At 65.8% G+C, this 22,841-nt stretch carries 18 protein-coding genes; 12 read left to right on the top strand and 6 right to left on the bottom strand.

Going from position 1 to position 22,841, the window contains the following annotated elements; all coding sequences use genetic code 11:
• Positions 1-184: 184 nt before the first annotated feature.
• The gene (locus tag V5F26_RS16905) at positions 185-1,375 is read right to left on the bottom strand and encodes a CobW family GTP-binding protein (RefSeq protein ID WP_394947332.1); all 1,191 of its coding nucleotides are present in this window, start codon (positions 1,373-1,375) and stop codon (positions 185-187) included.
• Positions 1,376-1,868: 493 nt separating this feature from the next.
• Here V5F26_RS16905 and V5F26_RS16900 point away from each other — a divergent pair, with 493 nt between their 5' ends.
• The 7 genes from V5F26_RS16900 (at position 1,869) to V5F26_RS16870 (ending at position 13,240) form a co-directional block, all read left to right on the top strand.
• On the top strand, positions 1,869-3,842 hold the full coding sequence (locus V5F26_RS16900; RefSeq protein ID WP_394947333.1) for a sigma-54-dependent Fis family transcriptional regulator: 1,974 nt from the start codon (positions 1,869-1,871) through the stop codon (positions 3,840-3,842).
• A 582-nt stretch (positions 3,843-4,424) separates the two neighbouring features.
• On the top strand, positions 4,425-6,356 hold the full coding sequence (locus V5F26_RS16895; RefSeq protein ID WP_394947334.1) for a hydantoinase/oxoprolinase family protein: 1,932 nt from the start codon (positions 4,425-4,427) through the stop codon (positions 6,354-6,356).
• Between the two features lie 17 nt (positions 6,357-6,373).
• Positions 6,374-6,760, top strand: a complete 387-nt coding sequence (locus tag V5F26_RS16890) for an acetone carboxylase subunit gamma (RefSeq protein WP_234052361.1) — start codon at positions 6,374-6,376, stop codon at positions 6,758-6,760.
• A gap of 127 nt (positions 6,761-6,887) precedes the next feature.
• Entirely contained in the window at positions 6,888-9,044 is a 2,157-nt protein-coding gene (locus V5F26_RS16885) for a hydantoinase/oxoprolinase family protein (protein ID WP_234052360.1), read from the top strand.
• 78 nt (positions 9,045-9,122) lie between these two features.
• Positions 9,123-11,399: a hydantoinase B/oxoprolinase family protein gene (locus tag V5F26_RS16880; protein WP_234052359.1), complete on the top strand. Its 2,277-nt coding sequence runs from the start codon at positions 9,123-9,125 to the stop codon at positions 11,397-11,399.
• Entirely contained in the window at positions 11,396-12,238 is an 843-nt protein-coding gene (locus V5F26_RS16875; RefSeq protein ID WP_394947335.1) for a hypothetical protein, read from the top strand. The genes V5F26_RS16880 and V5F26_RS16875 overlap by 4 nt, the downstream gene beginning before the upstream one ends.
• Before the next feature lie 117 nt (positions 12,239-12,355).
• Positions 12,356-13,240 (top strand): transporter, encoded by an 885-nt coding sequence (locus V5F26_RS16870; RefSeq protein ID WP_234052357.1) that lies wholly within the window; start codon positions 12,356-12,358, stop codon positions 13,238-13,240.
• A gap of 68 nt (positions 13,241-13,308) precedes the next feature.
• Here V5F26_RS16870 and V5F26_RS16865 read toward each other — a convergent pair whose 3' ends face one another.
• A complete protein-coding gene (locus tag V5F26_RS16865) occupies positions 13,309-14,361 on the bottom strand; it encodes an NAD(P)-dependent alcohol dehydrogenase (protein ID WP_394947336.1) in 1,053 nt (350 codons plus the stop codon).
• A 78-nt stretch (positions 14,362-14,439) separates the two neighbouring features.
• Positions 14,440-14,862, bottom strand: coding sequence for a (R)-mandelonitrile lyase (locus V5F26_RS16860; RefSeq protein WP_394947337.1), 423 nt, complete (start codon positions 14,860-14,862; stop codon positions 14,440-14,442).
• A 118-nt stretch (positions 14,863-14,980) separates the two neighbouring features.
• Here V5F26_RS16860 and V5F26_RS16855 point away from each other — a divergent pair, with 118 nt between their 5' ends.
• Both V5F26_RS16855 and V5F26_RS16850 read left to right on the top strand, forming a co-directional pair.
• Positions 14,981-15,874 carry a LysR family transcriptional regulator gene (locus V5F26_RS16855; RefSeq protein WP_234052354.1) on the top strand — a complete coding sequence of 298 codons (894 nt, stop codon included), beginning with the start codon at positions 14,981-14,983 and terminating at the stop codon, positions 15,872-15,874.
• A gap of 269 nt (positions 15,875-16,143) precedes the next feature.
• The gene (locus tag V5F26_RS16850; protein ID WP_234052353.1) at positions 16,144-16,404 is read left to right on the top strand and encodes a hypothetical protein; all 261 of its coding nucleotides are present in this window, start codon (positions 16,144-16,146) and stop codon (positions 16,402-16,404) included.
• A gap of 277 nt (positions 16,405-16,681) precedes the next feature.
• On the opposite strand, the gene V5F26_RS16845 is transcribed toward V5F26_RS16850, so the two are convergent.
• A complete protein-coding gene (locus V5F26_RS16845; RefSeq protein WP_234052352.1) occupies positions 16,682-17,479 on the bottom strand; it encodes a TOBE domain-containing protein in 798 nt (265 codons plus the stop codon).
• A gap of 582 nt (positions 17,480-18,061) precedes the next feature.
• Here V5F26_RS16845 and nifH point away from each other — a divergent pair.
• Both nifH and V5F26_RS16835 read left to right on the top strand, forming a co-directional pair.
• Positions 18,062-18,940: a nitrogenase iron protein gene (gene nifH, locus V5F26_RS16840; RefSeq protein ID WP_234052351.1), complete on the top strand. Its 879-nt coding sequence runs from the start codon at positions 18,062-18,064 to the stop codon at positions 18,938-18,940.
• Positions 18,941-19,138: 198 nt separating this feature from the next.
• Entirely contained in the window at positions 19,139-19,960 is an 822-nt protein-coding gene (locus tag V5F26_RS16835; RefSeq protein ID WP_394947338.1) for a hypothetical protein, read from the top strand.
• Between the two features lie 92 nt (positions 19,961-20,052).
• On the opposite strand, the gene V5F26_RS16830 is transcribed toward V5F26_RS16835, so the two are convergent.
• The gene (locus V5F26_RS16830; RefSeq protein ID WP_394055291.1) at positions 20,053-21,318 is read right to left on the bottom strand and encodes a D-amino acid dehydrogenase; all 1,266 of its coding nucleotides are present in this window, start codon (positions 21,316-21,318) and stop codon (positions 20,053-20,055) included.
• Between the two features lie 140 nt (positions 21,319-21,458).
• Here V5F26_RS16830 and V5F26_RS16825 point away from each other — a divergent pair, with 140 nt between their 5' ends.
• A complete protein-coding gene (locus tag V5F26_RS16825) occupies positions 21,459-21,920 on the top strand; it encodes an Lrp/AsnC family transcriptional regulator (protein ID WP_394055289.1) in 462 nt (153 codons plus the stop codon).
• A gap of 8 nt (positions 21,921-21,928) precedes the next feature.
• On the opposite strand, the gene V5F26_RS16820 is transcribed toward V5F26_RS16825, so the two are convergent.
• Positions 21,929-22,744: a bestrophin-like domain gene (locus V5F26_RS16820; protein WP_394947339.1), complete on the bottom strand. Its 816-nt coding sequence runs from the start codon at positions 22,742-22,744 to the stop codon at positions 21,929-21,931.
• Positions 22,745-22,841 lie beyond the last annotated feature (97 nt).

The raw sequence follows: 22,841 nt of genomic DNA, 5'->3' as shown, positions 1-22,841 counted from the left end.
GTTGTTCCCCGGGCGAGACGTGGCCGCGCACGGCTTATCCAGATGGGCTTGCAGCCGCGCGGAACCTCGGGCTCTCCTTCGGGCGCAGGTTCGGCACCGTCCGTTTTGCGCCGACATCTTGAAGTGCAATCCCGGCGGCGGAGTCCGGGGCCCCAGCGTGGGCCTGGGCCCCTGGGGGCGCGGCTCAGTGTGAGCCGGCACCCAGGCGCAGGGAGTTCACATGCCAGCCCTCGGTTTCGAGCCGGCTCGCGCCCTGCATCGGCATGCGCGCGCTCAGCCAGCAGCGCGTGGGCAGAAGCGGCGTGGTGGCGGCGGCCTTCAGGGCTGGCCCGTCGGCGGGCAGCTCATCCAACCGCTGGCGGATGTCGTCCATGGCCGCCTGCGGCAGGTCGCGGGCGATGAAGACGAGCCTTCCGCGCATGTCGAAGCGCTTTCCGTCGCTTGGCCAACGCGGCAGGCGCACAGGGGGATAGGCGACGCCCTCCACGCACTGCACCACTACCGGCGCCGTGAGGCCCGCGACGTTCATCAACCCCTTCACCCGCATCAGGCGGGGTCCGTATTCGGCGAGGATCTGCCCCATGGTGACGGCGAACCCGCGCCAGGGGACCTGACGGTTGAAGAAGCAGGTGAAAGTTGTGACCGGGGCGCCGCCGGCATGGGCGGCGGAGGGCGCCGCACTGTCGGGCGCGGCCGCTTCCGCCATCCACCGCTCGATCTCCGCCGGGCGGCTGCCGGGTGCATAAAGCCCGGCATCGAGAATGCGCCGGGGCTCGATCGCACCGTGGGTCACGGTGAGGCGGGGGGCGGCGGGGTTGAGGGCCTGAAGCCGCGCTTCCAGCTGTTCGCGGGCCGTGCGGTCGGCAAGATCGGCCTTGGTGAGGAGAATGCGGTCCGCCATCGCCACCTGGCGCCGGGCCTCCTCATGCCGCTCCAACTGGCCGGCTCCGAGCCGGGCATCCACCAGCGTGATGACCCCGTCGCAACGAAAACGCGTGGCGACAAAGCGGTGCTCCATCAAGGTCCAGACCACGGGCACGGGATCGGCAAGGCCCGTGGTCTCGATCACCACGCGGTTCACCTGCGGAATCTGCCGGCGGGACAGCTTGTCGTGGAGCTGCTCCAGCGCCGCCACCAGGTCGCCGCGCACGGTGCAGCACACGCATCCGGATTCGAGCAGCACCATGGTCTCGCCAATGCGCTCCACCAGATGGTGGTCGATGCCCACCGCGCCGAACTCGTTGATGAGCAGGGCAGTGCCGGCCATGTCCGGATGGGTCACCAGATGGTTCAGCAAGGTGGTCTTGCCCGCGCCGAGAAAGCCGGTGAGGACGCTCACAGGGATGCGCGGATCGGCGGTGTCACGTTCGGCCATGGCTGTCTCGGGAGGGTTGCGCCGATGGTTCAGCGGGTGTGGGCCCGCAGCAATGGTTGTGCCAGTGGCGGCAAACCGCCTCGCTCTGGCGGGCGCAACGGCCGAGCGTTCGATTGTCAGACGGTCCGCTGGCTGAGAATCGAACGCCGACCGATGCTTTCCCTAAGGTCGTTGCGGGGGCTGGATACCGGCGCGGCACTGGCGTGGGGGAAGTGCGGGCTGGCATGAAGGATGCTAGTGTGACACCCCACAGGCGCGGCGGCCCTGGTTTCCAGGGCAAAGGCCATTTGCTTCCTGCAGAGGAGACCGGAGCGGGCGCATGCCGCGCTGCCTGAGGATGATAAACGACAAGTCCGCCCAAGAGGACGCAGACAATAGATTTGCCCCGGGGCGGCGCACCGGTTGGCCCTTCAGGCCGCCGGGGGGAGGACGCGAAATGCCTTTGGGATGGTCCCGACAGAAGTTCTCGGTGCCCGAGAACGACGATAAAGTCATGACGTCGTGGGAGAAGTTCCTCGGCGGCGATCAATTCGGCTCGGATGCGCTGCGCCGGCTGGTGGATGATTCCTGGCGCCGTTGCCTGAGCAACAGCGTGGATCCGCAGCGCGTGCAGGCGCCGCCGCCCATGCGCGAGGATTCGCTGCACTCCCTGCGCGACGACTGCAGCGAGCTGCTGGAGGCGAGCCAGCCGGTGATGGCCTCCGCCCGCGAGCTTCTGGCCGAAACCGGAACGGTGATGGTGCTCACGGACGGCGCCGGCATCATCCTGAACCTTGAGGGCGACTCGCGTCTGCGCGACGCGGCGGCCAACATTCACCTTCTGTCAGGGGCGAGCTGGAGCGAGCAGGCCTGCGGCACCAATGCCATCGGCACCGCCATCGAGATCGGCCAGCCGGTGCAGATCCACTCGGCGGAGCATTATTGCTCCGGCATCAAGCGCTGGTCGTGCTCCGCCAACGTCATTCGCGATCCCTATGACGGCAATGTGGTCGGCGTGGTGGATGTTTCCGGCCTGTCGGACACCTTCAACCGCCACAGCCTGGCGCTGGTGGTGGCGACGGCGGGACGGATCGAGAACCGCCTGGCGCAGCAGGAAATGGATTTTCGCCTGCGCCTGCTCGACCATTGCATGGAGCGCTTTTCCGGCTCCGGCAGCGAGGGGGTGATCGTGTTCGATCGCCGTGGGCGTGCCGTGAAGGCCAATGGCGCGGCCACTGCCGCTCTGGCCGATCTTCAGCCCCAGCGTGGCGAAGCGCCCGGCTCTGACCTGGCGCGCCTGCGTCTCGACTGGCGCAAGAGTGCCGACCTGCCGGAGCAGCTGCCGGCCTGGATGCGGCGGGAATGGCTTGAGCCCGTGGTGAGCGAGGGCGAACGCCTGGGCATCGTGCTGCGGCTGCCGGCGCGTCGCAGCGCGGCGCCGCGCACTGCCGTCGCCGAAGGTGCGGCGGACCGCAGCGCGGGCACCGGCGCCTTTTCCACCATTGTGGGCGAAGCGCCGGCGCTGCTGCAGGCGATCGGCCGTGCGCGCCAATTGGCCCGCAGCCGCGTGCCGGTCCTGCTGCTGGGCGAGACCGGCGTGGGCAAGGACGTGTTCGCGCAATCCCTCCACGGGGCCAGCGGCGGGCGCGAGGGCGCCTTCGTCGCGCTCAATTGCGGCGGCTTCTCGCGCGAGCTGTTGACCAGCGAGCTGTTCGGCTATGTGGAGGGCGCGTTCACAGGGGCCCGGCGTGGCGGCATGGTGGGCAAGATCGAGGCGGCCGATGGGGGCACGCTGTTCCTCGACGAGATCGGCGAGATGCCGAAGGATCTGCAGCCGCATTTCCTGCGCGTTTTGGAATCCGGCGAGGTGTATCGCATCGGTGAAACGCGCCCGCGCAAGGTGAATTTCCGCCTCGTTGCCGCCACCAATCGCGATTTGCGCGGCGAGGTGGAGGCCGGGCGCTTCCGCATGGACCTGTTCTATCGGGTGGCGGTGACCAGCATCGCCATTCCCGCGCTGCGCGAGCGCCCTTCGGATATTCCACTGCTGGCATCCCATCTGATCCGCGAACTCGCGGCGCGGGGCGGGCTTGTGCCCCGGCCCCTTTCGCCGCGGGCGATCGAGGTGCTCCAGGCCTATGCCTGGCCGGGCAATGTGCGCGAGCTGCGCAACGTCATCGAAGGCATGCTGCTCACCGCTGAGGGCGACGAGCTGGCCGAGCGCGACATTCCGGACGAGATTCGAACGCCCGGCCACGTCGCCGACGTGTCCGCGGTCGCCGGGACCGCGCCGCTTGAGCCGCTGCGCGGGCTGACCGGCATGGAGAATGCCGAGCGGCTCGCCCTGCTGCAGGCCATGCAGACCCATAAGGGCAATGTAACCGCGGTGGCGCGCGAGCTGGGTATTGCCAAAAGCACCGTGTACGCCAAGCTGCGCCGCTTCGGCCTTGAAGATGCGGTGGGTGAGGCGCGCCGGTTCCAGGTCTGACGCCCCTCCGGGAGGGGCGCGGGCCGCAGCCCGGACCGCAGCCGGGTTCCAAACCCGAGGCCCCTTCGCCGCGCCGCGCCTGCTTGAAACGCAGCCATTTCCGGGCCTCGTGCCCCGGATTTTCCGCTCTCCTGAAAACGGCGGCGTCTCTGCGTTGCCGATATCGGCCGATCGGTCCTCTGGTTCGGCACGCTGATTGCCTGAATGAAGCAGCTTTCGCCGTCCTCCCGAAAGCCTCCTGCGCACCGCCGGTCCTGATCGGCGGTGTTTTTTTTGCCTGTGCGCGGATGCTGCGTCGCACCCTCTCCCCTCATCGCGTCGCACAATAGAGTTCGATTTTCGGGCGGGTATTCGTGAAGAAGTCGGTAGCTGGCATCCGGCAATAGATCGTCATGCCCGGAGTCGACGCAAATAAAGGGGAAGCTCGATTTTCCTCTTCTCTCTTCCTTCTGGCATGGCCCTTGCGATCAGGGCAGCGAGCCTCGCCGAGAGCATCTCGCCATCAGGGCGGGGGCGGCCGCGTGGTCATCCAAGCAATGGGCGCATCCGGCGCCAGCCGGAAAATGGGAGGAGAGTGAGGGAATGTCCCTTCAGATCAACATCGACAATGGCGGCACGCTGACGGACATCTGTATTCTGTCCGGCGATCAGGTGAAGAAGACCAAGGTCCTCACCACGCCCTATGATCTCAGCAAGTGTTTCTTCGAGGGACTGACGAAGGCCTCGGGCGTTCTTTATGGCGAGCCGGATGTGAAGCGGCTGCTGGAGGAGGTGGATCTTATCCGCTACTCCACCACCCAGGGCACCAACGCCATCTGCGAGCGCAAGGGGCCGCGTCTGGGCCTGATCCTGGATGCGGCCGCCCATGATCTACCGAGCCGCCTGGCGGCGCACGACCAGGATGTGTTCGAAGCCCTGGTGGGTGATCGCATCGCCTTCCTCGACGCCGCCACGGTGCGCGGCGCGGATGCGGACGTGGAGGTGGTGAAGGCCATCAACAAGCTCACCGCCGCCGGCGCCAACCGTCTGGTGGTGAGCTTCAGTGGGGCGGATTTCGAGGCCCTGGAAAACCGCTTCCGCCTGGTCGCCCTGCGCAAGTATCCGCGCCATCTGCTGGGTGCCGTTCCGATCCTCTACGGCTCCGACCTTACCAGCGACGCGGACGGGGAGCGGCGCACCTGGACCGCCATCATCAATTCCTTCCTCCATCCCTCCATGGAGGCGTTTCTCTTCAACGCGGAAAACCGTCTTCGCGCCTACCGCACGAAGAATCCGCTGCTGATCTTCCGCAATGACGGCGATGCCTCGCGCGTGGCCAAGACCATTGCCATCAAGACCTATTCCTCGGGTCCGCGCGGCGGCATGGAGGGGGTGAAGGCGTTCTCGCGGCGCTACGGCTTCACCGATTCCGTCTCCATCGACGTGGGTGGCACCACCACCGACATCGGCCAGTACAGCGACGGCACGGTGGCCGAGGTGCGCCGCGGGCATGTGGAGGGCATCTCCGTTTCGTTCCCGCTCTGCGAGATCCTCAGTGCGGGTGCCGGCGGTTCCTCGGTGTTCAAGGTGGTCGACGGCCGCATCGTCATCGGGCCGGACAGCGTGGGGGCGGTGCCGGGGCCGGCATCGTTCGGGCGCGGCGGGCGCGAGGCCACCATCACGGATGCGAGCCTGCTCATTGGCCTGTTCGACCCCACCTCCTATTTCGGCGGTGGCATGGGGCTCGACCTCGATCGCGCGGCGGCGGCGGTGACGACCAATGTGGCCGGCCCCCTGGGCCTCAGCCTGGATGATGCGCTGCTGCGCATGGAGTTCGCGTATGAGGAGAAGATTGCGGCGGAGCTCCACCGTTTCACCCGGATTTCCGAAGACACGGTGATGCTGGCCTTTGGCGGCGCCGGCCCGCTCAATGCCTGCGGCGTCGCGGACAAAGCGGGCATCCGCCGGGTGGCGATCCCGCAGATGGCGGCGGTTTTCTCCGCCTACGGCATCGGCTCCTGCGACATCTCGCAGCGCTATGCGGTGACCCTTCCCAGCCCGTCCGCCCTCGAAGAGACCCTCGCGACGCTGAAGGTGAAGGCTGCCCGCGACATGTTCGCGGAAGGCTGCGCCGCGGGCAGCTACGACATCGAGGCCCGGCTCGTGGCCGACTTCGGGGATGGCCGCATCGAGACCTTCGCGCTGGGCGACCAGCCGGTGGTGCCGGCCGCCTTCGCTTCGGCGCAGTCCCTCGAATTGGAGCTCAAGGCGGTCCGGGGCCTGCGGTCGGCCACTGAAAAGGCGGCCAGCTTCGCCCCCAAGGCGCCGGCGCCCTCCCACGGCAAGCGCAACGTGCTGGTGCGCGAGCGTGGGCGCATCGACGTGCCGGTCTATCGCCTCGCCGATCTTGCAGCCGGCGATTTCGCCGCCGGCCCCGCCATTCTGGAGGAGGACTATTTCACCTGCCGCGTCCCCGAGGGCTGGCAGTTCGTCATCAGCGACGCAGGCGACATCCTGCTGAGCCGGGAGGATTGAGAAAAATGAAAATCGCCATGACCGAATATCTCCGCATCAATACGGAGAACGAGAAGTGGGAGTGCCGGGTGTGTGATCATGAGATCGCATCCGCGCGCGGAAACTACAAGGAAGGGCTGCTGGTCTACGACCGCGACCCCACCGAAATTCATCCGCCCATCATCGACCCCGAGAAGTACCGCTTCACTTTCAGCCCGGATCCGGAGTGGGTGCGCATCCTGGAATTCTGCTGCCCCCATTGCGGCACCCAGGTGGAGACGGAATACGCCGTTCCCGGCCATCCCCCGCTCTACGACATGGAAGTGGATCTCGACGCGCTGAAGGCCCAGTGGGCCGCCCGTGGCGAAGCCGCCATTCCCTATGCCGGCCCCGCCGTGGTCCGCGAGGACGGCCACGGCCACTGAGCCCGTCCGCGCGGCCACCCGGTCCGCTCCCCCCGCGGGGGCAGGGGCCTGCGCCGCGCGGCACGCACCAGAACAATGGCGACCGAGACAGCAGCGCCCGGCGCCCATCATTCCTCAGGGAGGATCCATGAAACGCGTTTCCGTCGACATCGGTGGCACCTTCACCGACTGCTTCGTGGTGTGGGACAAGCAGTATATCGAGGCCAAGGCGCTCACCACCCACCACAACCTGGCCATGGGCTTCAACGAGGCCCTGGGCAAGGCCTGCAACGTGCTGGGCCTGCAGCTGGAAGAGATCCTCGGCGCGGTGGACAGCGTGCGCTACGCCACCACGCTGGGCACCAACGCGCTCATCGAGCACAAGGGCCCCAAGATCGGCATGCTGGTGACCGCCGGCTATGAGGCCACCGTGCCGCTCAGCCGCGCCCGCGGCTACGGCGAGGGGCTGGACAATCTCGGCCAGCAGGACATGCCCAATGCCCAGCGGCCGGACCCGCTGGTGGAAGCTCACATGATCCGCGGTATCCGCGAGCGGGTGGACTTCCAGGGCAAGCTCGTCATGCCGCTGGACGAAGAGGACGTGCGCGCCCAGATCCGCGAGCTGGTCAATCGCGGCGCGCAGATCATCGTGGTGGCGCTGGTGAACGCGGTGGTGAACCCCGCCCACGAGCAGCGCATCGAGGAGATCCTGCTGGAGGAATATCCCTCCCACCTGCTCGGCGCTATTCCGGTCATCCTGTCCCACCAGGTGGCGGGGCGCAAAGGCGAGTATGTGCGGGCGACCTCGGCCATCGTGGACGGCTACCTGCATTCCACCATGTATCACGCGCTTTCGGCGCTGGAGCAGAACCTGCGGGCCCATCGCTATGAGAAGCCCATGCTGGTGATCCACAATTCCGGCGGCATGGCGCAGCTCAATTCCACCGATGCACTGCAGACCATCCATTCCGGCCCCGTCTCCGGCATCGGTGCCTCCGAGCATCTGGCCATGCTCACGGGCCTCGGCAATGTGGTGGCCACCGACATGGGCGGCACCAGCTACGACATCGGCATCGTGGTGGATGGCGGGGTGAAGCATTACGACTTCAACCCGGTCATCGATCGCTGGCTGGTCTCGGTGCCCATGGTGCATCTAGTCACCCTCGGCGCCGGCGGCGGCTCCATCGCCTCGTATGACCGTATGTACAAGACCGTGAAGTGCGGCCCCGAAAGCGCCGGCTCCGATCCCGGCCCGGCCTGCTACGACCGCGGCGGCATGCGCCCCACCGTGACCGACGCTGATTTGCTGCTCGGCTATCTCGACGCGGAGAATTATGCGGGCGGCTCCATTCCGCTCAATCCGCGCCGGGCCAAGGCGGCCATCGAGGACACGCTGTGCGACGAGCTCGACTGCTCGGTGATCGAGGCTGCGCTGCTGATCCGCGAGAAGGTGGACGACAACATGGCCAACGGGCTCTTCACCGAGCTGCGCGCCCGGGGCTACGACCCCAAGGACTTCACCATGCTCGCCTATGGCGGCAACGGCCCGCTGCACTGCTGCGGCATCGCCCAGAACCTCAATATCGACCGCATCCTGGCCCCGCCGCTCTCCTCCGTCTTCTCGGCGGTGGGCGCCGGCAACATGCACCAGCTCCACATCCATGAGCAGTCGCTCTACATGGTGCTGTACGACTCCAACACCCGCGCTCTGTTCGACGACTATGACCGCTTCAACGCCATCGTCGCCGACCTGAAGGAGCGCGGCACCCAGGACCTGCTGCGCCAGGGCGTGCCGCTGGCCGACATCCGCCACAACCTCGAGTTGGACATGCGCTACGGCAACCAGCTGGTGCAAACCACGGCGGTGATCGACAAGCACGATGTGCAGGGGCCGGCGGACGTGCTCTCCATCATCTCCCAGTTCTCGGCGGATTACGGCAAGCGCTTCGGCGAGGGCTCGCAGGCGCCGGAGGCCGGCATCCGCATCAACACCATCCGCGTGGCCGCCTATGTGCACCACGAGACGGTGCAATTCGAGGACATCAAGCCGGTGCCGGAGGATCAGCGCAAGGCACCGCCGCCGCCCGCTTCCGTCCGCGTGTGCCACTTCGTGGGCCAAGACGGGCCGGTGGAAACGCCGGTGTGGAGCCGCGCCGCCATCGCCCCGGGCGTCGCCATCGAGGGGCCGGCCATCGTCGCTTCCGAGGTGACAACCTTCCTGGTCAATCCGGGCTGGACCTTCGTCGCCGCCAAGCAGGGCGCCTCCTGGTTCCTGCGCGCCAAAACGCCGGAAATCACCCACTGACGCCTCCTCCCCCCGCCTCGGCGGGGGGACACGCGCCCTGGCGCGAAAAGCCATCAAGATATTCCGGGAGGAAACCCCATGAACGACATGAGCAATAGCGGTCGCGGCAAGCTGCCCAGCGCCGAGGACATGGCCCTTATCAAGAAGTTCCTGAACGATACCACCCTGTTCCTCGGCCCCGACCCCGAGATCATGCAGAACCACGACCTCATGCCGCGCAGCGCGGATGAGGAAGCCGCCATCGCCAACGCCTCCGACGCCCACACCATCGCCAAGATCCGCGATCGCATCCAGTCCGGTTGCGACGAAGGCTATGAGATGGTGGAGCAGATGGGGGCGGCGCCCGGCGCCAAGTGGGGCGACGTCATCACCGGCGTGTATTCGGCTTCGGGTGATCTTGCCATCGCCTCCGCCGGTGGCGTGCTGATCTTCTCGGCTCTGGTGCACCACCCCATCAAGTTCATCATCAAGAACTGGATGAATGACCCCACCGTGGGCGTGCGCGAGGGCGACGGCTTCATCCATAATGACAGCCGCTACGGCAACGTGCACAACACCGACCAGTCGATGATCCTGCCCATCTTCCACAAGGGGCGGCTGGTGTGCTGGGTGGCCTCCACCGTGCACGAGGGCGAGAACGGCGCCATTGAGCCCGGCGGCATGCCCTCCATGGCGGAGAGCCCTTCCGACGAAGGGCTGAAGATGTCGCCGTTCAAGGTGGTCGAAAACTACCAGATCAAGCGCGACATCCTCACCTTCCTGCAGAATTCGGTGCGCGAGCCGAAGCTTCAGTATGAAGACATGAAGGTGAAGCTGTTCGCCTGCCTGCGCATCAAGCAGCGCATTGAGGAGACGCTGAACACCGATGGACCAGACGCGCTGGTTTCCACCCTGCGCCTGACCATGGAGAACGTGCGCGCGGAGGTGAAGCGCCGCATTTCCGAATGGCCGGACATGACCGTGCGCACCTACATCATCCAGGACTCGACCCTGCGCGAAAACTGTGTCGTTAAGATCAACTGCAAGCTCACCAAGACCGGTGATCGGCTGATCTTCGATTTCCGTGGCTCGGCGCCCGAATTCACCAATCGTGCCACCAATACCATTGTCGCCGGCCTCAAGGGCATGCTGGCCCAGGTGTTCCTGTGCTATGTGTGGCCGGACCTGCCGCGCGGCCAGGCGGCATTCGCGCCCATCGAGGTCATCACCGACCCCCACTCCATCGTCAACTGCTCCTATGACGCGCCCAATTCGCAGTCGCTGATGTCGATCTTCACCGGCTTCACCGCCGGTCAGCACGCGGTGGCGAAGTTCCTTTATTCCTGCCCGGAGAAGTTCACGAAGGTGCATGCGCCCACCTTCAACATGATCAACACCTTCATCTGGGGCGGCGTGTCCCAGCACGGCGAGACGCTGGGCAACCTGTGCGCCGACCTCAACGGCATGGGCGCCGGCGCCACCGTGGACCGCGACGGCGAGCACGCCCTCGCCCCCATCTTCGCCACCATGGCGGATATCGGCGAGCAGGAGCTGAACGAAGAGGAAGTGCCCTTCCTCCAGCTCGTGTCCAAGAAGATGACGCGTGATGCCGTTGCCCCCGGTAAGTATCGCGGCGGCCAGGGCTACACCATGATGGTGGCCACCAAGGATAGTGAGCAGTGGGGCTTCATGACCACCGCCCAGGGTGCCAAGATCCCGCCGCTCCAGGGCCTGTTCGGCGGCTATGCCTGCGGCACCTATCCGCTCTCCAAGGTGCAGGGCGTGGATGTCTACGACGTGCTCATGAACACGCCGGAGAAGTTCAAGCACTCCATCGAGGAGATCATGAACGAGCAGCCGTTCGAGGGCGCCAGCTACACCACCCATCACATGGGCATGGGGTTCGAGATCTCCAAGCGCGGCGAGCTCTTCATGATCTCCCAGGGCGCCGGTGCAGGCTATGGTGACCTGTTGGAGCGCGATCCCAAGGGCGTCATCAAGGACATTGAGGAAGGGCTCATGTCTCCGGCGGTGGCGGCGCGCCTTTATAAGGTGGTGTTCGATCCGGAAACCCTCGCCATCGACGAAGCCGCGACCGAGGCCGCCCGCGCCGCCGAGCGCAAGGCGCGCATCGCCCGCTCCAAGCCCTATTCCGAGTTCGTGAAGGCGTGGAGCAAGCCTACTCCGCCGGCCCATCTGCCCTATTTCGGCGCGTGGGGCGACGACGTCTCGGTGCTGTACATGGGCTCGCCCCAGAAGACCCGCGAGGCGGCGACCCCGCGCCCGAATTACATGACCCACCCCAAGGACGTGCGCATTGCTGAGCTGGAAGCGCGCCTGGCGGCTCTCGGCGCCATGGGGGGCGAGAAGCAATGAGCGCGCGCCTTGTGGACGACCTGCCGCGCCCCTCGGGCGTGCCGGGCCTGCGCGTTTGGTTGAAGTCGTCGGGCTATGCCCGGCGCCTTCTTCTGGGCGAGGCGGGCGACCCCTGGGAAAGCGCCCCGCGCTTTCTCTCCTTCTTCACCCAGGCCCACGGCCTGCTGCGGCCGGACGTGGCGGTGGTGGATGTGGGCGACCTCTATCGCTCCTGGGTCGCGCGCCATCCCGCCTTGAAGGCCGAGATGGCTGCGAAATCCCGCGTCGCCTTCCCGCTCAAGCGCATGCTTGAGGAGGAGGGGCCGCGCAAGCTGCTGACCGAGGTGGTGGAAGCGGTGGCGGCAAGCCTTCGTGGCCAGACGCCGCTGGTGCTCGCGCTGCCCGCGCCCCGGCGCTGGCTGACCGAGGCCGCTGGCTTCGCGGGGCGGACTGCCGTGACGGTCGATACGGACGCCGTGGAAAGCGCGGCCATGTACATGGCGGACTTCGTGCGCGTGGTCGGCGCGCTGCCCATCGGCGGGCTGTTGTTGGAGGAGGACGAGGCCGCCAGTGATGGTGACCTGGAAGCCACCCGGCCGCTGGTGAACGTGGCCCGTCATTATCGCTGGGGCCTCGCGCTGCGCGGGCAGGCGGCGGCCGGCAGCGACGAGCTGGATAGCCTCATCGGTGCCGCGCCGGTCGCGGGCGGCGACCTCGCCCAGGGCCTGGACGTGAGCCAGGAGCTGTGGAGCGGCGCGCCGGTCGCGGAGCTGGGAGCGGGGCAATTCTACTTCGCTGAGATTCCCGAAGGGGCGGAGCCGGAATCCGTGCTCCAGCAGCTCTCGCGGCTGAGGGCCTGACCAACGCCGCCGACGCCGTCCCTGGCTTTCCACCCAGGCGGCGCCGGCGCCCGCGCTCCAATGGCCGGAACGGTCCGCCAAGGCCGCCGGCGAAATCAAGAAAATCCGGGAGGAAACATGAAACCCTTGCTCAGGGGGAGCATCCTTGGGGCCGTCTGCGCGTGCCTGGCGGCAGGCGCCGCCGATGCCGCGGACGTCAATTCCAGCGATTATCTTCCCGCGCCCGCGGGTACCAATCTCTTGGTGTTCTACAGCCAGTATGCCACCCGCAACGAATATACGACGGCGTCGGGGAAGACATTCTCCAATGACACCGGCCTTGATTCCTATGTCGATATTCTGCGTTACGTGCATTACTTCGACGTTGCGGGCTTCACTGTGGCACCGCAGGTGCTCATCCCTGCCGGCACCCTCTATAACGGGCGCGTCGCCGGCGCCGGGCTGGATTCGGCTGCGGGCGTCGGAGACCCGATCCTCGCGGCCACAGTGTGGGTGGTGAACAATAAGGCCACGCAGACCTATGTGGGCATCATGCCCTATCTGTTCCTGCCCCTTGGCCAATACAGCGCGGGTGAGGCGCTGAACCTTGGCGAGAACCGCTGGAAGCTGGACCTGCAGGCGGGGTGGTACCAGGGCCTCACGAACGGGCTCGCCCTGCAGCTCACCGGCGACGTGACCTGGTATGGCGACAACACGAAGGCGGGCAATGGCAACCAGACCCTGAGCCAGGACCCCACCTATCAGTTCCAGGCGTGGCTGTCCTACGCCTTTGCGCCCACATGGTCGGCGGCGGTGGGCTATTCTCAGTTCTGGGGCGGCACCGAATATCTCGCGGGGGTGCCGACGGACAATGAGACCGAGCGCTCGCAGGTTCGCCTGGAGCTGTCCAAGTTCATCACGCCCACGTTCCAGGTGCTCGGCCTCGTGCAGCGGGACGTGTCCACCTCGGGCGGCTTCCCGGAAGCCTTCCGGGGCACCGTGCGGCTGCTGCAGGTGTTCTAGGCGTTTCACCGAGTGAAGGTCCCGTGGACTCCCCGGCGCCAGCCGGGAAGTCCACGGGATGGTGCTGGTCAGGCGACCGCCGGCAGCGTCGCCATGTCGATCACGAAGCGGTAGCGCACGTCGGCCTTTTCCATGCGTTCGAAGGCGGCATTGATCTCGTCCATGCGGATCATCTCCACCTCGGGCAGGATGTGCTTCTTGGCGCAGAAGTCGAGCATCTCCTGGGTCTCGCGGATGCCGCCGATGGGCGAGCCCGCGATGCGCCGGCGGCCCAGAACCATCGGCACCGTCGACGGCTCGACCACCGGGCCGATCTGGCCGACGATGACAAGCGTGCCATCCACATCCAGCAGCGGCACATAGGGGTTGAGATCGTGCTTCACCGGCACGGTGTCGATGATGAGGTCGAAGCTGCTGGCGGCGTTCGCCATGGCTTCGGGGTCGGAGGACACGAGCAGGCGATCGGCGCCGAGGGCGAGCGCATCCGCCTCCTTGTCGCTGGTCCGGCTCATCACCGTCACGTCCGCGCCCATGCCGGCCGCGAGCTTCACCGCCATGTGGCCAAGGCCACCCAGGCCGATCACGCCCACCCGGCTGCCAGGGCCCACATTCCAGGTGCGCAGCGGCGAATAGGTGGTGATTCCGGCGCACAGCAGCGGCGCAGCCTTGGCGAGATCCAACGAGGAGGGCACCCGCAGCACGAACTCCTCACGCACCACGATGTGCTTGGAGTAGCCGCCGAGATTGTGCTCCTTGGTCACCGGGTCGAAGCCGCCATAGGTACCCGAATTGCCCTTGCGGCAGAGCTGTTCTTCGCCCTTGCGGCACTGGTCGCACTCCTGGCAGCTGTCGACCATGCAGCCCACGGCCACGTGGTCGCCCACCTTGTGGCGTGTCACATCCGCGCCCACATCCACGACGCGGCCGACGATCTCGTGGCCGGGAATGGCGGGAAACACGGTCCAGCCCCAATCATTGCGCGACCAATGCAGGTCCGAGTGGCAGACGCCGCAATAGAGGATCTCCATCACCACGTCGTTGGGGCGCGGCGCGCGGCGGTCGAAGGCGAAGCGCGCCAGGGGCTCGTTCACCGCGGTGCAGGCAAATCCAACTGTCTTCATGTTCATCCGTCTCTGCTGTGATGAGGCTGGAAGGCGGGCGCCTTTCAGCAGGGATGCTCGCGCGAACCGGCGAGGGTCTCAGGGCGCGATCGTGATTTTCGGGCTATCGGGCACTTGCAGATAGTCCCCATCCGCAACCTTTTCCATCCAGGTCACGGCGGAGCCGTCCTTCATCTCGGCGATGGCGATGTGGGTCATCGCGCAGTCCGGTGCCGCGCCGTGCCAATGCTTCTCGCCGCTTTCGATCCAGACGATGTCACCGGGGCGGATCTCCTCCACCGGCCCACCCGCTTTCTGCACGCGCCCGAGCCCGGCAATCACCAGCAGCGTCTGGCCCAGTGGATGGGTGTGCCAGGCGGTGCGGGCGCCGGGCTCGAAGGCCACGGTGGCGGCGCTCAGGGCGCCGCTGCCGGCGAACGGCGCGTCGATGCGTACGCTGCCGGTGAAATACGCATCCGGCCCCCGCACAGAGGGCTGCGTGCCGGGGCGCCTGATCTCCATTCTCACACCTCCAACGATCGTGGGATCATGCCGATCCCCCGCCGCCGGAACCCTAAAGGTTGGGCATTTGGCTGATTAGCCGATATAAATGGCATGCAGTCATATCTGGAGTTCATAAGTGCGGCGCCAGGATCTGGTGGACCTCAACGCCTTTCTCGTGGTGGCGGAAGAGCGCAGCTTCACCCGCGCGGCGGCGAAGCTGGGCACGTCGCAATCCGCCTTGAGCCACACCATTCGCCGCCTGGAAGCGCAGCTCGGCGTGCGCCTTCTGACGCGCACCACCCGCAGCGTCGCCTCCACCGAGGCGGGGGAGCAGCTGCTGCGTACCCTGCGGCCGGCGTTGGAGAGCATTGGCGCGCAGCTCGATTCACTAAGTGCCCTGCGGGACAGGCCGGCCGGGAACATCCGCATTACCGCATCGGACCACGCCACCCACACCATCCTGTGGCCGGCGCTGCAAAAACTGCTGCCGGACTATCCGGACATTCACGTGGAGCTGCGGATCGACGCGCGCTTCACCGACATCGTGGCGGAGCGGTTCGATGCCGGCGTGCGGCTGGGGGAGGCGCTGGCGAAGGACATGGTCGCGGTGCGGATCGGCCCGGATCTGCGCATGGCTCTGGTGGGCTCCCCCGCATATTTCGCCAACCATCCCATTCCGCGTACGCCCCAGGACCTTGCGGAGCACCGCTGCATCAACCTGCGGCAGCTTACCTCCGGCGGCCTTTATGCCTGGGAGCTGGAGAAAGAGGGGCGGGAAGTGCGCGTGCGGGTGGAGGGCCAGCTCATCTTCGACACGGTGCAGCTGACGGTGCAGGCGGCCATTGCGGGGTTCGGCATTGGCCTTGCCATCGAAGACCAAGTGCAGGATCACCTGGCGGATGGGCGCCTTATCCGGGTGCTGGAGGACTGGTGCCCGCGCTTTCCGGGCTACTATCTTTATTATCCGAGCCGGCATCAGCCTTCCGCAGCATTCGCCCTGCTGGTGGAGGCGCTTCGGTATCGCGGCTGAGGCGCGCGGGTCGTCGCGCCTGCCGCCGCGGGCCGCAATGACGGGCGGTCGACGACCAAAGTTGCCGAAAATTGATCTCGTTCAATGAATGCCGGAATCGAAGGTCTCACAGTGCTCCACTGTCGTGGTCGCCGCGGCGTCTTCATTCCCGCAGTCGGTAGATGAATTTTGAACGCGCATGAATTCGTCGCTTGACTCGTTATTTAAAAAAACTATATAACGAAATTCATAGCGTACTCATATAATGATAATCCTTCCGGAGTAGTGCGATGACCGTCCTTGCGCAGATTGTTGAGCCTACCGTCGCCCTCGGTAATCCGTCCGAAGAGGTGATGATTCATGTGCGCTTCTGGCCCAGTGCCGAAATCTTCACGATCGATGCCAAGCCCGAGAGTCTCTCTCCGCGCGAATGGTATAATAAGCTCTATATGGGCTACACCCAATACTATGAGACCCGCGCCAATGGCCGGGGCTTCTTCCGCATCCCTCGCCCTGTGTTCGATGAGCTGATGACCAGCGTCGCGGCCTGACCTCCGCGGCGCCGGAAAGCTTCGACGATCCGCCGCGGTCGGGGCTTGCATTGGCTTGAGAGCGGGGTGGCGGAAACCGGGCTGGAGCAGGCCGGGCTTTACTTCAATGCCGTCGCATCTGCCGGAGGTCCGGGCGATCCTTGCTCTCCAGCTCGGGTCTTGGTGGTTGCGGCAGGTGGAGTGCGGCTCAGCTGGATTCTGGCCTCGGATGTGCGGCGGGCGGCGGCAGCGTCGTCCGTCGTACATGCGTTTCGGCGTGGTGTGGATGCGGTAAAGCTCAGTCCACCGCCAGAATGACTTGAGACGTATTGAAGAAAGCGCAGACCTCCGCGCCCAGATGCAGCTCCAGCTCGTCGGCGCCAGACTTTGTGATGATGGATGTCAGCGTCTTGCCGTCTCCCAGGTCGACGACGATCTCGCTGTTCACGCCGCCGTCGATGCGCTCCAGCACCTTGCCGCAGATGAGGTTGGTGGTGGAAAGGCGCAACTGGGGCTCCGGCCGGGCCAGCATGACGAAGGAGGCCTTCACCAGGGCCATCACCTCCCGCCCCACCGTGAGGCCGAGGTCATCGGCGCTTTCATTGGTGATGACGGCCACGATGGAGTGCGCTTCCGAGACCTTCAGGACGACCTCGACATTCACCGGCGCGCGGCGCACGTCGGTGACGATGCAGTGGAAGACGTTTCGGGCGCTGGTTTTCATGGCCACGCTCCAAAACAACAAATCGGTGGGCCCGTCCAGCCCTTCTTCCGCGATCAGGGTGGATATGCGCGCCAGCTTGTCTTCCAGGCGGCGGAAAGCGGTGATGAGGCGGTGCCCCTCCTCGGTCAGCGTGGCGCCGCCGCCACGCTTGCCGCCGGCCTTGGTGATGAGCACGGGGCGCGGCATCAGGTTATTGATGGCCGCCACCGCGTCCCAGGCGGTCTTGTAGCTGAAGCCGAGGGCTTTGGCCGCCTCGGTGATGCTGCCGTGCTGCGCGACGGCCTCCAGAATGGCGATGCGGTCGCGCCCTACAAGGAAGCGCCCTTCGGAGCGCAGCGCAAGCATGGCATCGATCTTGGTGGCAGAACCCATCCCCTGTCCCATCCGTTCTGGCAGCCTTTGCGAAAGCTATCATATTCCGCGCGCTGGGGGCATCGCTCGTCGCGCGGCAGCGGCGCCACCGTCGCGATATAATGAGATTACATATGATGCATGAAGACTCTGGTGAGTGTCGAAAGCAGACGTATTCGCGCGCTGTGTGCTTTGTGACAGCGATGTGAGCTTTCGGACAGTCCCGCTGTTCCATCGTCACATTCCAGGTTTCCCCTCTGGCGCGGCGCCCGCTTGAATGGCCGCGCGCGGACGTGTGGCGTAAAAAAGAAGGCGATATTTCAATTGCATGTGATGCAGCTGCTCAGTCGCTCCTGCACCCTTGTGCCGCCCGCGCCATATAATCGAACATCATAGCGAGTGCGGTTGGCGAGAGGTGCGGCGTAACAGGCTGTAGGAAAATGATAAATGTCGCGCTTCATTTCCCAGATGGGCGTGTTCGAGGCGTGGTGCAATGAATTGGCATTGCTTTTGCTGGGATTAGTTCCAGCATTTCGTCGTGTCATGCCCTTGTTATGGCCAGCCTGGCCGGCAGCGGCGGATGCTCTTGATCAGGAGATGAACATGGGCCTGAGGCAGATCGCTTTCTATGGGAAGGGCGGCATCGGTAAGTCCACGACCTCCCAGAACACGCTGGCCGCTCTGGCGCAGATGGGGCACAAGATCCTCATCGTTGGCTGCGACCCTAAGGCCGACTCCACCCGCCTCATCCTGCACGCTAAGGCGCAGGACACCATCCTGTCGCTGGCCGCGAACGCCGGCTCGGTGGAAGACCTTGAGCTCGAGGACGTGATGAAGGTTGGCTTCATGGACATCCGCTGCGTGGAGTCCGGCGGCCCGGAGCCGGGCGTGGGCTGCGCCGGCCGCGGCGTGATCACCTCCATCAACTTCCTGGAAGAGAACGGCGCGTATGAGGACATCGACTACGTGTCCTACGACGTGCTGGGCGACGTGGTGTGCGGCGGCTTCGCCATGCCCATCCGCGAGAACAAGGCCCAGGAAATCTACATCGTCATGTCCGGTGAGATGATGGCCATGTATGCGGCCAACAATATCTCCAAGGGCATTCTGAAGTATGCGAACTCCGGCGGCGTCCGCCTGGGCGGCCTGGTGTGCAATGAGCGCCAGACCGACAAGGAATATGAGCTGGCGGAATCCCTGGCCAAGCGCCTCGGCACCCAGCTCATCTACTTCGTACCGCGCGACAACATCGTGCAGCACGCAGAACTGCGCCGCATGACCGTGGTGGAATATGCCCCCGAAAGCGGGCAGGCCCAGCACTATCGCAACCTGGCTTCGAAGGTCCATGCGAATGTCGGCAATGGCATCATCCCGACCCCGATCACCATGGACGAGCTCGAAGACCTGCTCATGGAGCACGGCATCATGAAGGCCGTCGACGAAACGCAGGTTGGTAAGACGGCGTCCGAACTCACCGCCTGATCTGAAAACGCCTTGCCTTGGCGGGACGGTCGGCCGGGTCGCAGCGGCCGGCCGTTTCCGTTTGCGGGGCTGTGGGCGCGTGCATGCAGTGTGCCGCGCGAGCGCCGGCTTCATTGCCCGTCGCGGAGATCGCGGTTGACGCCGTTGGCGCGAAGGACGGACATGTTCACCGCGGCCGGGCGCCGGAAGGGGAGGGCGATGCCAGACAAAAGCTGTGTCCTGGTTCTGGGCGTGAACGAGCTGGCCTCCGCCGTGGCCCGCACTCTTCTCCTGTCCGGTCACGCCGTAGCTCTTCATCAAAGCGCGCCGGAAGCGGTGCTGCGGCGAAAGATGTCGTTTGCCGATGCCTGGTGGGATGGTGTGGCGACCCTCGGCGGCGTGGAAGCGCGGCGGGTTGGTCGTGATGCGGAGCTCCTTTCCGGGCTCACCAGCGGCATGTTCGTGCCCGTATTGTGCCAGGCGGACCTTGCGGCGGTTGCCCGCTGGCCTTGGGATGTGGTGGTGGACGCCCGCGAGGGCGGGGGCGAGCGCTGCGATACGGAATTGACGATCGTCCTGGGCCCTGGCGCCAGCGCGGGCGAGGATTGCGACCTTGTCATCGAGGTGGGCGGCCCGGACCCCGGCGCCGTGCTGCGGGCGGGCTGCGCAAAGGGCGGTCCCCGCGCTTTTTCGCGCTTCGACACCGCGGTGCGGGCGCCGGCATCAGGTGTCTTTCGCAGTGAAAAGGTGATCGGGGAGGTGGTGCGCGCGGGCGAGATGATCGGCCTTGTGGGAACCGCTTTGGTGGTGGCGCCCTGCGATGGACGCCTGAGGGGTCTCGTGCGGCCGCCGCGCGAGATGCTGGCCGGCGCGCTCTTGGCGGAAGTGGTGCCCAATGCCGCTATTCAGGTGAGCGGTGTCGACCGGGTCGACCAGATCATCGCCCGCGCCGTGGATTTCGCCATCGAGCTGGAACAATCGGGGGCCTCGGCGCCAGGCTGGGGCCCGGGCCGGGGTTCCGGCGGGCTTGAAGTTCGCTGACGCCTGTGGGGCGGTCATCTGGTGATCGCCCCGGCGGTCGCCTTCGTCGCTTACACGTGGGCGAGGAACGGCCGGGGCGATGCGGGATGGCCTCAGGCCGCCACCGCGTAGCGGGAGATGGCGAAGTCGTCGGACGCAATATCCGGCTCCTGCCCGCCGATGAGGTCCGCCAACACCCGGCCGGAACCGCAGGCCATGGTCCAGCCCAAGGTGCCATGCCCGGTATTGGTGTAGAGATTGCCGTAAGCCGTTGCGCCGACAATAGGTGTGCCATCCGGCGTCATGGGGCGCAGGCCCGTCCAGAAGGTGGCCTTCGAGATATCGCCGCCATCGGGGAAGAGATCGCCGACGGAGAAGGCTAGTGTGGCCCGGCGCGGCTCACGCAGGTCCAGGTTGAAGCCCGCCAATTCCGCCGTTCCGCCCACACGGATGCGGTCGCCCAGGCGGGTGATCGCGATCTTGTAGGTTTCATCCATCACTGTGGATTCGGGCGCGGCATCGGGGTTGGTGATGGGCAAAGTGAGCGAGTAGCCCTTCACCGGATAGATGGGCAGGTCGATGCCCAGCGGCCGCAGCAAAGCCGGGCTGTAGCTGCCCATGGCCACCACGTAGAGGTCGGCGGTCAGCCTTTCCCCGCCCTTCAGCGCCACGGCGGTCACGCGCCCGCCATCGGTTTCGAGGCGCTCGACGGAGCTGTCATAGCGGAATGTCACGCCGCGCTTTTCGGCGATGGTGGCCAGACGCTGGGTGAACAGATGGGCGTCGCCGGTTTCGTCGCCGGGCAGGCGCAGGCCGCCCACGAACTTCTCGCGCACGCGCGCCAGCGCCGGCTCCACGGCCACGCAGCCGGCCACGTCCAGCACCTCATAGGGCACGTTGTGGGCGTCCAGCACCACGGTGTCGTCGCCCACATGGTGGAGCTGCTTCTGGGTGCGGAACAGCTGGAGCGTGCCCTTGGCGCGATCGTCATAGGTGATGCCGGTTTCGGCGCGCAGCTCTTTCAGGGCGTCGCGGCTGAACTCGGCGAGGCGCACCATGCGCGCCTTGTTGCGCCGGTAGGCATCTTCCGTGCAGTTGGCGAGCATCTTCGCCAGCCAGAAATAGAGCTTGGTGTCGAGGCTCGGCCATACCACCAAAGGCCGGTGGTGCATCATCAGCCACTTCATGGCCTTGATGGGAATGCCGGGCCCGGCCCAGGGGGCCGAGTAGCCGGGCGAGACCTGGCCGGCATTGGCAAAGGAGGTTTCCATGCCGGCCGCCGGCTGGCGGTCGAGCACCGTCACCTCGTGGCCCTTGCGGGCGAGATAGTAAGCGGATGTGACACCCACCACACCGCTGCCGAGGACGAGAATCCGCATGATGGCTCACCGGTGCAAATTGCTGATCTGGCAAAAAGCTTACGCCGGGACCGGCGGCATTTCAGACGATTCGACGACACAAGCTGAACCGGCGGGCGGGGTAGTTGCAATTTTCTGCCGGACCGCGAAAGATCCTGCACATGCCGACCCTCGACGACGTGGACGAGCGCATTATCCGGGTCTTGCGGCGCGATGGACGCATCTCCAATGCGGATCTCGCGGCGGAGGTGGGTCTTTCGCCCTCCGCCTGCCTGCGCCGCATGCGCCATCTGGAGCGCACGGGCGTCATTCGGGGCTATACGGCGCTGCTGAATTCCAATGGCGCCGACGACAAGCTGGTGGTCATCACCCAGATCACCCTCGACCGGCAGACCGAAGAGTTCCTGAACCGGTTCGAGGCGGCGGTGCGGCGTTGCCCGGAAGTGACCGACTGCTATCTGATGACCGGCCTTGCCGACTACATCGTGAAAATCGAGGTGAAGAACGCCGCCGATTATGAGCGCCTGCACAAGGAAGTGCTCTCACGCCTGCCGGGGGTGGCGCGCATCCAGTCGTCTTTCGCCATCCGCACGGTGGTGAGCGGACGCCCGGCAGGCGTGTAGCTTGCCGCTCAGTGGGCGGGCGGCTGCGGGGTGCCGGGCGCCTCGGGCCGGAGCGAATCCAGCGTCCAGTTGAACACGCTGGTATCGTTGTGCACGTTGCCCACGCGCGCCGAGCTGAGATCGAGAATGTCCACGATGACCATGGTCCACATGGCGGTCAGAAGCAGAGAAAGGGCGCGCGCCCTCTGGCCACGGATGCCGATCTGGTATCCTAGTGCTGCCATGCTTACCACCGACATGCCGATCAGCAGCCAGAACAGTTCCTCCGGCATATGGGAGCTGAAGGCGAAGCGTGTCCCCGTGGAGGCGCTGAAGGTGTCATTCAGGCTGTTCATCATGGAGGCGCTGATCGCATCGGGCCGCTCGCGCACCATGAGGGAGAGCTGGTCCATGATCCGGGCCTGGATCGCATCGCTGCGGCGGGTGATCGCGTCCAGCACGGTGGCGTTCGGGGGAGCTTCCACATAGTTCTTGCGCTGCTCGCCATAGTCAACCAGCAGGCGTGCAATCTCAAGGCTCTGAGGGGAGCCGATGGCCTGCGCTGCCGTCCAGGATGAGCCGATGGCGTTGGCTTCGCGCCCGATGTGTTCGCGGCGCTCCTGGAACCGGCCATTGGCGAAGGACAATGTCAGGGCCAGGACGAAGGCCAGGAGCGCGAGCATGCTGCCGACGAGCACGCCGGCAGTCTCCTGCTCAGCGGGATTGAGGCGGTGCTGGCGGTTGCCGACCCACAGTCCCACCTCGCGCGCGACCAACTGAACAGCAAATATAAGAAGGATGACGGCCGGCACGCTGGCATTGGCCAATTGGATCAGGAAGCCCATGTGAGTTCTCGCGAAGGAAAGATTCGCGGAGCTTGGCACCGATCAGGTTTTGTCGCTTATCCGTTTACGTCAGCGAGCGGTCGCTACGAGACATTTT

This window comes from Xanthobacter variabilis, assembly GCF_043831965.2.
In the GTDB taxonomy this organism is placed as follows: Bacteria; Pseudomonadota; Alphaproteobacteria; order Rhizobiales; family Xanthobacteraceae; genus Xanthobacter.
Note: the sequence above shows the minus strand (reverse complement) of the source record. Positions and strands in the feature narration are given on the sequence as shown.